Source organism: Spiroplasma endosymbiont of Aspidapion aeneum, from assembly GCF_964031045.1.
GTDB lineage: Bacteria > Bacillota_I > Bacilli_A > Mycoplasmatales > Mycoplasmataceae.
The window spans coordinates 51,638-64,274 of the sequence record NZ_OZ034994.1 but is presented as its reverse complement, the minus strand read 5'-3'; the positions used below and the strand labels follow the sequence as shown (position 1 = coordinate 64,274).

Below are 12,637 nucleotides of genomic sequence, written 5' to 3'. Positions count from 1 at the left end.
ATAAACTTTTTATCATTTTTTTTGTAAATATTATTCAGATTTTAGTAATACAATTAATTTTCATATGTAAGAAAATATAGGTAATGTAGATCCTATTATTATAAATATTCCAGATAAATATGATGATGATATTTTTGAACCTGAATATATATTTAATTTATTAAGATCTTGGACAAAGTAATATCATGAGACAAATACACAAATACCGACACAAACACACGCAGCTGCAATTAATGCATAAAAAATTCCCACAACTAATTCCTCATTAAAATCAAATTTATCTGTAAAAAATAGCATAAATATAGAGTAAATAAAACCAGCGCCTGAGAGACAAATTAAACTAACTATTAACGCTCATATTTTAGATGTAAGAATACTAAATATTCCGTTTCCGTTAAGATCTACAAATTTTGACAAATATGAAATAGACTTACTTGGAGTTGTGGAAAAATCCGTAACAATATCATTATTAAATGATTTATCATATTGTAGACCAACAAATTTAAATTTTACATTATCATTATTACCCAATTTTACATTAATATCAAAACCGACAAATTGGGTAAAGACTATAAGTCCAACAAATAAAGTAAAAAAAAGAATAGTTGATAGTAATCAATTTTTTTTCATTCTTATCCACCTTTAACTTTTATTATTGTATATAAAAAAAAGAATTTTTTCATTAAAAACAAATATAATTTAGGTTAAATTAAAATTGATTTTAAATTTTATCTACTTTTCTTCACGTATTTGATAGCATTGGTACAAATTTTATTCCACTCGATTCAAATTTAATTTTAATGTTTTTTACCATAACATCTATTACAATTCCGTCTCCAAAATAATCGTGTATTATTCTATCTCCAATTGATAAATTATTTTTTAAAACAACCTCGATATGCTCTGTATTAGATTGGTCATTATTTTGATATCTAAAAATCTCTGGTTGATCAAATGTTCGTTTATATTTTGCTGCATCAATATTTGTGCTCATTTCTTCAATAAAAATAGAGGGATATGTGGAATTATAGGAAATAATCAATTTTTCCTTAGCCCTTGTTATTGCTACATAAAATGTTCTTCTTTCCTCTTCGATATATGATGCATTATTGTACGAATTAAAGTTTGGAAAATTAAAGCTATTAACATCATAAATTACCACAACGGGCCTTTCCATCCCTTTTGCTCCATGTATTGTAGAAACAAAAATAGCATCTGCTTCACTATCATTTTGTAATACATCACTATTAATAGTAACATTTACTAAAAAGTTTGTTAGTTTATCATACAAATACAAATCGCTAAACTCAATGTCCTGACTTGTCAGGATGTCAAATAGTTCTTTTATTCTTGCGTGGTGATTATTTTTTTGATTTTCAGAAATTGCCTTATCTATAATACCAGCCTTATGAAGGAGGATAAACGCTAACTCCTTAGCACTAAAATATGTGTTCATACTTTTTTCACATAATTTATATACCTCACTCGTATTACTTATTGCCAAAGGAAAACCCTTATGATCACCATTTATAAATCATTCAAATATAGACAATCTACTTAGAGTACAAATTTCACGTATTTTTCTTATAGTTACTTGGCCAACTTTTGGTAATAATTCTAACATTGAAAGTGTTGACTCATTATCTTTATATACGAATGCTTTTAAAAAGGATAAGGAGTCTGTAATAACTTTCAATGAGAAAAATGAGTCCGTACCTCTTACAAGATAAGGAATCTTATAGTAGTTTAGTGTTAATTCTATATTTTTTATTTGTTTATTAGATCTTGCCAAAATAAAAAAATCTTTATATTTATAACTTCCTTCTTTTACGAGATTAAATACTCTATTTGCAATGTATTGGTTTTGTTCCTCTAAGTCATCAAAGCCCATAACATCTATAGATTCTCCGTCCAATTTCTTAGTGTGTAAATCTTTTTCATATCTTTTATTATTATTTTTTATAACCATATTGGCAGCATCTAAAATTTGTTTAGTTGAACGATAATTTTGATCTAAAACTATAGTTTTTGCCTCCTTAAATTTTTCCTCAAAATTCAAGATTATTTCCTGTTTTGCTCCTCTTCACGTATATATTGTTTGATCTGGGTCGCCAACAATAGTAATACAGTCTCTTTTTCTCAAAACTAAATTTACTATGCTCATTTGTAAATAGTTAGTATCCTGGAATTCATCCACAAGTATGTACTTAAATGAAGTAGCTCACTTTTCGCAAATATCCTCATTATTTTTTAATATATAATAGGCATACAACATAAGATCATCATAATCAATTTTATTATTAGACCGTATGTAATCCTGGTAAACATTATAATCAGTTATAATAGAATTATCATATGATTTTAAATCCGATATTTTTTCAATTATATTATTATTATCAAAAAATTTGTTTTTTATTTTAGATATTTGTTTTTTAATATCTGTTCTCTCAAACTTTTCAATTCCACTAAAAAGTGTTTTTAAAACTTTTTCTTGTGAGTAAGAATCTAGTATTTGAAAATTTTCCTTTAACCCAACTATCTTAAAATGCTTAATAAGAATTAAAAAACAAAAACTATGAAATGTCATTATATTTGTCTTTTCGTCACTCTTTGTTATAGAAAGCACTCTTTCTCTCATTTCTTCCGCTGCTTTTCTTGTAAAAGTTAAAGCTAAAATTTCGGATAATCTACATTGCAGTTTCTCCTTCAAGTAAACAATTTTTGTTGTTATAACACGTGTCTTTCCACTCCCTGCTCCAGCAATAACTCTTACAGGCTTTACAATTTCCTCAATTGCTTCAATTTGTTTATTATTTAATTCATCGAGATAATTATTCATATATTTAATTTACAATCTCCTTATAGTCAATCTTTTCTATTTCTTCCAAATTGTTTTTATCTACAAAACCTGGCATATCGATATTTTTGTTAATATTATTTTTATCATAAAATATTGGTTCTATAAACTTAATTTTGTGTAATACATGAATTCTATTTTTTAAATCTACACTTGATAAATGGCTATCTTGAATCTTTATAGAAATCATAAGATACAATGACCACAATACAAAAAAACCTATTCCAAGATTATATAAGAGTTTTGCTCAATTATTTGATGAATCTTGTGTGTTAATAATTATATACACTCTTAAAAATTGTGCTATCATCAACACAATATAGGGAAAAAAAATATAATACAATTCTCTTTTTAATAACATAATAAATTTAATTTTCTCATTATTATCTTTTTGAAGAATAAAAAGATTAAATAAAATTTTTCCAAAGCATCGATAAGCAAATAGACAAGGTATAATTAAAAAATAAAAGGAATAAATTATAAAAACACAACCACAATAAATAATGGCGGTTAAATATGAATTTATAATATATAAGTATGACACAACATAAACAATAGCGGAACAAAAGATCGTATCTATCAACCTTGAAAAAAATATTCTTGATAAATTTGGTTTTTTAAAAATATATTTTTTTTTCATTACTAATTCTCTTTTTTAAAATCCTCAATATAGTTATCAAAGTTCAACATGATAGCCTTGAACTTCATATCTTCGGAATTTTTATATGCCTTATTTTGCTTTATAAATTCTGTTCTTTTTTTACTATTAAATTTTCTAGTGATATAATCATATGACTTTATAATTAATGTTTTTTTGTTATACCTTTTGATTTGTCATAATCAGGTATGAATAGTAGACTTAAAATATGCATAATTAATATAATCTTTGATATCTTTGTAAATTCCCAATCTTCTAAAGTGGTTAAAAATGTGTGACCATTGTTTAACCCTATCAAAAACAGGTTGAAAAGATAAACTTATTTGAATATCAATGTATCCAATATAATTTGTTTCTAAACTTATAAAAGTTTTAGCCTGTGATAAAAACTTGTAAACAAAAAGAAGTTCATACTCAACAAATGGTTTAAAACTAAATGGATTATTTTCTATAACATCTCTTCTATAACACTTTGTAAATAAAATATCAACAACGTGTGCAAACGGAGCAAAATCAACATCTAAATTATAAACCCTATCTTTTTCTATATATGTCTTTGTTTGAGATTTAGCAAGTCCTGTTAGGTTAGCACAAAATTCTATAATATCAAGCGCACCTTTATTAGCATTTTTAACAAGTGCCTTTTTAATGTTAGACACTATATTTATATCTAGTGTATCACCGGGTTTTATAAACATAAAATATTCCCCGTTTAATACTTTTAATGCATTATTTCAATTAGAAGAATTACCAACAGATGAATCATTCAGTATTATGGTGTTGATCTTTTTTGTTTTTCAAAAAAGATCTCAATAATAAATACTTATTTCAGAGTCTTCCATCGGAACATCGGAACATAATATTATTTCATAATCATCATCACTTTGAGATAAAATACTTTGTAAACTTCGCTCGAATTCTCCTTTAAGAAAATCACCTGCTAAAATAAATGAAATCAACATTACAACAAACCCCTTTATATATATATTACACTTTTTTATGACTTTTAGAGCAATTAAAATGATAAAAATTAGAATTGTAAATTTCTCACAGTTCTTGGAAAAGGAATCACATCCCTAATATTAGTCATACCAGTTAAATACATTATTAATCTCTCAAACCCTAGACCAAAGCCAGCAGTTTTATAGTATCCAAAACTTCTTAAATCAATATATCAATTTAAAAGATCTCTATTTATATTTAATTCATTACATCTTTTGACAATTTTATCTATATCATATTCACGTTCACTCCCGCCTACCAATTCACCAATAAACGGCACCAATAAATCCACAGCTCCTACAGTTCTTCCGTCATTATTTAGCCTCATGTAAAAGGCTTTAATTTCTTTTGGATAATTAATAACAAAAGTGGGCTTATTAAAGTGTTTTTCACACAAATATCTTTCATGCTCTGTGGTTAAATCGAGTCCAAATTTTATATTTTTTTCTTCAAAATTATATCCATTGTCTTTTGCTTTGCTTAAAATCTCTATTGCTTGAGAATACTCAACAACTTCAAAACTTGAATTTTCAATAAAATGTAATTTGTCAATTAATCCATTTTCTAAATTTTCATCACAATATTTTAATTCATCAATGTTATGCTTTAATATATATTTAATTATATATTTAATTATATCCTCAATTAATGACATCAATTGTTTTAATTCATAATTTGCACATTCAGGCTCCAACATTCAAAATTCAGCAGCATGCTTGGAAGTGTATGATTTTTCCGCTCTAAATGTTGGCCCGAAAGTGTAAACATTTTGAAATGCTTGCGCAAATGCTTCAGCGTGTAATTGTCCCGAAACAGTTAAATTTGCTTTTTTTCCAAAAAAATCATTATCATAATTGTTGTTTGTAATTGTTGTTGTTATAAAAGACTCTCCCGCTCCCTCAGCATCATTATTTGTAATGATTGGGGTTGTAACAAATAAAAAATTTTTTTCTGTGAAAAAACTGTGAATACATTGAAAAATAGAAGATCTCAATCTAAAAACCGATTCAAATGTTTTTGTTCTTGGTCTAAGGTGAGCGATATCTCTTAAAAACTCATAAGTGTGTTCTTTCTTCTGTAATTTATAATTATCATTTGTATTTGAAATTAAAAATAATTTATTTGCTGTAATTTCAAATGGTTGCTTTCCTTCTGTAGTTACTTTTAATGTCCCATCAATAGAAACTATTGAGCCCACTTTAGCTTGTGATATCTCTTGAAAAAAATTATCATCCTTTTTATATACAATTTGTACATCATTAATTGTAGACCCGTCATTTACTATTAAAAATGAAATATTTTTACCTAATCTATGACTTCTAACCCGTGCAAAAAAATTAACATTTTTCCCCTCAGATTTAGAAATATTTATATATATATCCTTAATTAACATTATCTTTCTCCCTTAACATAATATCTAATAATTTAGCAATCATTGCCCCATTATCTGTACAGTACTCTTGTTCTGGTAACGCTATTGGTATGTTAAATTCTGTACCAAGTTTTACAAAATCATTTCTTAGTTTTTTATTTGCAGAGACTCCACCAGCTAAAGAAATCATTTTAGGGCTGAACATAATAATTGCTAGTCTTGTTTTTTCAATAACTTGATTTATACACGCGTTTAGAATACTATTAGCAAAATCATTTATATTCTCACTTACATAATCTTTTTTATTATTTATATAATTCAAAGCCTTTGTTTTTAAACCGGAAAAAGACATATCAAAATTATTTAGTTGGACAAGAGGAAAATCAAATTTCAAACATTTGCTTTTTTGAGATAGTCTATCTATCTCTACACCACCGGGGTAATTGTACCCCATCTTTCTAGCAATTTTATCTAAACATTCGCCAATAGCATCATCTTGTGTTTCGCCAATAACTTCATAATTTTCTATACTTTTTGACAAAACAATTTGGGTGTGCCCTCCGCTAACAACAAGACTAATGACAGGATAAATTGGGGTATTATTTATAAACGCAGACGCAACGTGACCTCTCATATGATTTAATGGATATATTGGAATGTTTAAATAACTTGCAATGGTTTTTGCCACTATTCTTCCAATAATCAATGAACCGATTAATCCGGGTTCATTTGTAAATCCTATGCATTCAATTTCTTCAACTTTCAATCCAGAATTTTTAATAGCCTCTTTAAATATTGCGTGAAATGTTTCCACATGTAATCGTGCAGCAAGTTCTGGAATTATTCCCCCATTAACAAGATGATGTTGAATTTGTGAGGAAACAACATTGGAAACAACATTACCATCCTTTATTATTGAAACGCCAAAATCATCGCAACTTGATTCGATTCCTAAAATTACCAAAATGTTCCCCTTACAAAATAACAAAATAATTATACCATAATATAAGTATGATTTTTTTGTCAATACGTAACGATTCACATTAATGGGTTGTTAAATATGCTTATTTATTATTATATTGATGTAAAATATATTTATGCAAAAAGATAATTTAAAGCTACATAGAAAATCATTTGTTTGAATTTCAGCATTATCACTAATTATTCATACATTAATATTTATTTTATGTTATTTAATTGAAAAAGATAAGCACCTAAAATCATCTAACTTAATGATTTTAGCATACACATTTATCATAAATATAATTTTGCTATATGAATTCTCAAATAAAAAGAGGGGAATAATATTATTATTTGATATTAAGATTAGGGATGAAAATAATAAAATAAAATTGAGAACTATTGGTCTAATTATATTAGCAATATGTATATCTATGTATATATTAACATTGATATTAATAACTAACTTTTTATTTAAAAGCAAATTAACTAGTAATGGTTTATTAAAAATTTATATATTTGAAATTTGTGAATTAATAATATTGTGCTCGCTGATGTTAATATTTATTATAATTTACACTTATATGTACTCAAACATAAAAATGAAATTTGATGGTGTATGGACTTTTATTTATAAAAAATTTAATGTCCAAAATTCATATTTGATAATCAGAAATAATAAAGCTTTCCTAATTGATTGTGGAGGCTCTATTAGTGGAATTTTAAAATATGTTAAGATAAATAATATAATTATAACACATGTCCTAATAACGCATTTTCACATTGATCATATAATAGGTTTGAGACAACTTTACAACCACGATAAGAACATAATATTTAAAATTAACCGTATAAGTTATGAGTATCTCTATGGAAAAACAAAAGAAGCTCTTGAATATAGAAAAGATTTAATTGATAGATTTGATTTTGAACAGCTCCCAAAATTTAAGGTTGATTTTTTTAAAAACGATGAAGATATAACCTTAAATAATTATACAATCAAACCAAAAATTTTCAAGGGTCATACACCAGATACCACCTTTTATCATATAGAGGAATTAAATTGTATTTTTGTTGGTGATACAATATTTTATAAAGATGTGGGAATGCATAAGTTTAAATATACTAATTTAATGGAATTTAAACAATCAATAAATTATATAGTTAATTATGAAACCAATATTATAGTGTATCCTGGGCACTATAAGACACCATTTCAGAGTAAAGAGTCTAACAAATGAAATATTTATAAATTAATTATTGACTAATATTATTTATAATTAAATATTTACCGTAAAATTATATTAAAAATAAAAATATTAATACTAATTAGTAACTGACTCAAATAAACTTATAAAATTAATTTACAGAATATGTTAACATTAATTATCTATTTATGTTTATATATCATTTTTAAATATTAAAATTTTATTTTATTATTTTTACTTTTTTTAGTTTTTTCCTTTTTAATTTTGTTGTTATCCTTATCTGTAATTCTTTTTTTAATATCTTCTATTTTACTTTCTAAATCTGCTTTTCTTATTTTTTCAGCTTCCTCTTCGATTAATTGTTTTTGTTTTTGTTTTTGTTTTCTTTTATTTATTGCTAGAATTTTTTTTTCAATTCTAAACCCTTTCTTTGTGGTCAAAACTAATCCATCATTATATTCTTTAACTAATCTTTCATTGTATTCTTCAAATTTTAACATAGAATTTTTCATAAACCCTGTTAAAAAAATTGATATAAATAAAATTGCAAAAGCTATTGCAAAAGCTATTATTATTCTTATAAATACACTTATATTACTTGTGAATGGTAATCAATAACTATTCATGTTATTTGTGATAATGAAACTGTTAAAAGAACAAGAATAAATTATAAGGTCTTCTTTTATTCATTTCAAATAATAAAATAATATACTGATCGAAAGAGAAAAAAGAAAAAAAGAAAAATTAAAAAGCAATGATAATTTTATTTTCTGAACTGAGTTTTTAGAATATCATCAATCTAAAACAATAAAATCATTTGAAAATAAAATTCATAATGGCAAACCGATAAAGGAGGAAACGGAAAGACAGTATACAATGGTTTTTCAGAATTCAGTTCTGCTATCAAAAAAATCTCTATTATTTAAAATTGCTTCTTTTATATTTTCTTTTTTCACAGTAACCCCACAAATCTACTAAATAACCAATGTTTACTATCTTTTAATTTTAATATTAAAATTAAAAAAAAGCATAAAAAATATGCTTTTTATAGAAGTTATTAATCATTTGTTTCAGAATGGAGCGGGTGAAGGGAATCGAACCCTCACAGTCAGCTTGGAAGGCTGAAGTTCTACCATTAAACTACACCCGCAAGTAAATCTACATATTATATTTTACAATTTTTTTACAGTAATTTCAATAAAAAAAGTGCTTTTTATAATATTTATTATATTATTACACTTTTTAAGAAAGAAAAACATATACCCCATATATGTTTGTTCTCACCTAAATAATATATTATAATTAAAGTATTAAGGAGCAGAAATGAATAAATATAAAACGATGGTAATAGTAGGAACCCAATGAGGCGATGAAGGAAAAGGTAAAATAACAGATTATTTTGCCCAAAAAGCTGATTTAGTTGTAAGGTTTGCTGGAGGCGATAATGCTGGGCACGTAATATGAAATAATGGGGTGAGGCATAAAGTTACAATTGTTCCATCTGGAATATTAAACCCTAATGTGATGAATATAATTGGGAATGGAACAGTTATAAACTTGGAAAAGGTAAATGCTGAGATAAAGATATTGAGAGATGATAGTATAGATACATCAAATTTATGAATATCAGACAGAGCTCATGTAATTTTTGAATTTAACACATTATTGGATAAACTCCAAGAAGATGCTCGAAAGGAAAGAAAAATAGGAACCACAGGGAGAGGCATAGGTCCAACATATTCTGACAAAGCAAACAGATTTGGAATAAGAATATGTGATTTTTTTGAAAAAAATTTTGAAGAGTTGTTTAGGGAGGCGTTTAACTATCACAATGAACTTATAACAAAAATATATAACCATAAGCCCCTTAATTTTAATGAAGTTTATATAAATGCAATTAATAATTTCGAACTTTTGAAAAACAATATTTTGGATTGTGGATATATAATAGATAAAGCAATACGTGATAACAAAAAAGTTCTTTTTGAAGGGGCACAGGGTGTATTGTTAGACATTGATCACGGTACATATCCATTTGTTACAAGCTCAAATACATCTGGTAATAATGTAAGTCTCGGTGTAGGAATTCATAAAAAATTAATTAGTAAAGTTGTTGGTATAACAAAGGCCTATAATACAAGAGTTGGTGCTGGTGCTATGCCAACAGAAATAACTGGTGAAAAAGCTGAAATAATAAGAAAAAATGGTAACGAGTATGGCTCTAATACTGGGAGACCCAGAAGAGTTGGTTGACTAGATATTGTTGCGTTAAAATATGCAATAAGAACAGGCGGCATTGATAAATTATTTATAACACTATTAGATGTATTGGATGACCAAGAAATTATAAAAATATGTTCTTCTTATATATTGGATGGAAAAAAAATAGATTATCTGCCAGCATCTAATACTCAGTTTACAAAATGTGAACCCGTATTTGAAGAGATGAAGGGTTGAATGACAGACATATCTAATGTTAAAAGTTTTGATGACTTACCAGAAAATGCTAAGATTTATTTAAATAAGATTTCTGAATTGTGTAAGGTTGATATTCTTGGGTTTTCTGTTGGTAGCGATAGAAAACAAACTGTTTTAAATAAAAAAGGTTTTGATTAAGATGATTGAAAGATATTCCATTAAAGAGATTGAGCAATTTTGATCTAATTTATCAATAATAAAAACTTGATGATTAGTAGAACATTTAGTTTTAAAAGCTTGAAATAAACTAAATGTCATTCCGTCCTTAGATCTTGATAGAATTGAAAAAAATGTAAAAATTAATTTAAAAAGAATGTTAGAAATTGAACAATTAACTAAACACGATGTAATAGCCTTTACAAGGATGGTCAGCGAATCACTTGGTGAGGAAAAAAAATGAATACATTTAGGATTAACATCTACAGATATTGTGGATACGTCTCAAAATTTTTTAATAAAAAAGTCATATGAGGTATATAAAAAAGACCTTAAAAAACTAATGGAAACAATTAAGGAAAAGGCGTTAGAGCACAAAAATACATTTATTATGGGTAGAAGTCACGGAATTTTTGGTGAACCAACATCATTTGGACTCAAATTTTTACTATGGTATGATGAATTGCGCAGACAAGAAAAAAGATTGGACATGGCAATATTAGATGTTTGTGTAACAAAAATATCAGGTTCAATGGGAAATTTTACTAATCTAGAAATTGAGATAGAGGAATATGTTGCAAAGCATTTAGACATGCCGTGTGACCTAATATCTACACAAGTTAGCCAAAGAGATAGATTAGCAAGCCTATTCTTATCTTATGCAAATTATGCATCAACTTTAGAAAAAATATCAACCGAGATAAGATTATTGCACAGAAGTGATGTAGGTGAAGTAAGCGAAGGTTTTTCCGCTATGCAAAAAGGCTCTTCTTCAATGCCTCATAAGAAGAATCCAATTGGTTCAGAGAATATTACAGGACTTGCAAGGCTTTTAAGGAGTTATGCAAATATATCATTAGAAAATAATATTTTATGACACGAGCGCGACATTAGTCATAGTTCTAATGAAAGAATTATAATACCAGATTCAATAAATATTGCAACCTTTATGACAAGAAGACTTAATTCAATTATTTCAAATTTAAACATCGATAAAAAACAAATGTTGAAAAATATTGATAGCTCAAATAAAATATATTATTCGCAAATATTATTAACGGAAATAATAAAAACAACAAAGCATTCTCGTGAAGAAATATATGATTTTATACAAGTTTGTTCAAATAAATGCCTAAAAGAAAAAAGAGATTTTCTAGATATTGTTAAAGAAGAAAATAATGGAAAATTTATAAATAATTCTAATATAGATAAAATCGCAAATATTAATATTTTTCTAAAAAATGTAGATAGATTATATAAAAGAGTTCTTAAGTAGAATATTTAAAGTTTTATTCTATAATTTTTGTAGTACCATTTTTTTAATTTTTACATTTTTTTCTAAAAATTTTGTTTCATATTCTGTTTGTACATTATTAACAATTTCAAAAGTGTCACTATACAGATCTGATGTTTTGTAAGTAATTAAGAAATTCTCAAATAATTTCACTTGCTCAATAGTAAATAAAAATAAATTATCATTATCGGTCTTAAATTCTATTGTTCCACCGTTGACTAATAAATTATAATAAATTTTTAAAAAACTAATATGTGTTAATCTACGCTTTGCCTGATGTTTTTTTGGTCATGGATCTGAAAAATTAAGAAATATTTTCTTAAATTTTTCTTTTGGAAAATATTCAGATATATTTTGGGCTAAAATATTTGAAAAATATAAATTATTATTTACAGGATTTATTTTTTCCTTAAACTTCCGCATAGCAACAGCTAAAATGGTAGGATCTTTTTCCAACCCTATAAAAATATTGTCTTTCTCATTAACACTTTTATTAATTATAAAATCACCTTTACCACACCCTATTTCTAAATTTAATCTTTTATTTTTAATTAATATAATATCATTAATAATTGATGAATTTTCTAATAATAAAGAGTTATTTCCCTCCCATCATTTTTTTGTTCACTTTTTTTTCCTGATTCTCATAGAA

11 protein-coding genes and 1 tRNA gene are annotated in these 12,637 nt (G+C 25.9%); 3 read left to right on the top strand and 9 right to left on the bottom strand.

What is annotated here, in order from left to right:
* Nucleotides 1-30: 30 nt before the first annotated feature.
* From AAHM97_RS00270 to tsaD, 6 genes are all read right to left on the bottom strand, one after another.
* Nucleotides 31-630 carry a hypothetical protein gene (locus tag AAHM97_RS00270; protein ID WP_342268966.1) on the bottom strand — a complete coding sequence of 200 codons (600 nt, stop codon included), beginning with the start codon at nt 628-630 and terminating at the stop codon, nt 31-33.
* Between the two features lie 91 nt (nt 631-721).
* Nucleotides 722-2,839: an ATP-dependent helicase gene (locus AAHM97_RS00265; protein WP_342268965.1), complete on the bottom strand. Its 2,118-nt coding sequence runs from the start codon at nt 2,837-2,839 to the stop codon at nt 722-724.
* A gap of 4 nt (nt 2,840-2,843) precedes the next feature.
* The gene (locus AAHM97_RS00260) at nt 2,844-3,497 is read right to left on the bottom strand and encodes an RDD family protein (protein WP_342268964.1); all 654 of its coding nucleotides are present in this window, start codon (nt 3,495-3,497) and stop codon (nt 2,844-2,846) included.
* Nucleotides 3,498-3,499: 2 nt separating this feature from the next.
* Entirely contained in the window at nt 3,500-4,477 is a 978-nt protein-coding gene (locus AAHM97_RS00255) for a hypothetical protein (RefSeq protein WP_342268963.1), read from the bottom strand.
* A 68-nt stretch (nt 4,478-4,545) separates the two neighbouring features.
* Complete coding sequence (gene asnS / locus AAHM97_RS00250) at nt 4,546-5,910, bottom strand: asparagine--tRNA ligase (protein ID WP_342268962.1); 1,365 nt, start codon at nt 5,908-5,910, stop codon at nt 4,546-4,548.
* A complete protein-coding gene (tsaD, locus tag AAHM97_RS00245) occupies nt 5,900-6,853 on the bottom strand; it encodes a tRNA (adenosine(37)-N6)-threonylcarbamoyltransferase complex transferase subunit TsaD (RefSeq protein ID WP_342268961.1) in 954 nt (317 codons plus the stop codon). The genes asnS and tsaD overlap by 11 nt, the downstream gene beginning before the upstream one ends.
* Before the next feature lie 133 nt (nt 6,854-6,986).
* On the opposite strand from tsaD, the gene AAHM97_RS00240 reads away from it, so the two are divergent.
* Nucleotides 6,987-8,117: an MBL fold metallo-hydrolase gene (locus AAHM97_RS00240; RefSeq protein ID WP_342268960.1), complete on the top strand. Its 1,131-nt coding sequence runs from the start codon at nt 6,987-6,989 to the stop codon at nt 8,115-8,117.
* A gap of 152 nt (nt 8,118-8,269) precedes the next feature.
* Here AAHM97_RS00240 and AAHM97_RS00235 read toward each other — a convergent pair whose 3' ends face one another.
* Together AAHM97_RS00235 and AAHM97_RS00230 are read right to left on the bottom strand one after the other, a co-directional pair.
* Nucleotides 8,270-9,013: a DxFTY motif-containing membrane protein gene (locus tag AAHM97_RS00235; RefSeq protein WP_342268959.1), complete on the bottom strand. Its 744-nt coding sequence runs from the start codon at nt 9,011-9,013 to the stop codon at nt 8,270-8,272.
* A 120-nt stretch (nt 9,014-9,133) separates the two neighbouring features.
* A tRNA-Gly gene (locus AAHM97_RS00230) sits at nt 9,134-9,207 on the bottom strand.
* A gap of 173 nt (nt 9,208-9,380) precedes the next feature.
* Between AAHM97_RS00230 and AAHM97_RS00225 the strand changes: the two genes are divergently transcribed.
* A complete protein-coding gene (locus tag AAHM97_RS00225) occupies nt 9,381-10,673 on the top strand; it encodes an adenylosuccinate synthase (RefSeq protein WP_342268958.1) in 1,293 nt (430 codons plus the stop codon).
* 1 nt (nt 10,674) lies between these two features.
* The gene (gene purB, locus AAHM97_RS00220; RefSeq protein WP_342268957.1) at nt 10,675-11,967 is read left to right on the top strand and encodes an adenylosuccinate lyase; all 1,293 of its coding nucleotides are present in this window, start codon (nt 10,675-10,677) and stop codon (nt 11,965-11,967) included.
* 18 nt (nt 11,968-11,985) lie between these two features.
* Here the strand turns inward: purB and trmB are convergent, their stop codons facing one another.
* Nucleotides 11,986-12,633, bottom strand: coding sequence for a tRNA (guanosine(46)-N7)-methyltransferase TrmB (gene trmB, locus AAHM97_RS00215; protein WP_342268956.1), 648 nt, complete (start codon nt 12,631-12,633; stop codon nt 11,986-11,988).
* Between the last annotated feature and the right edge of the window lie 4 nt (nt 12,634-12,637).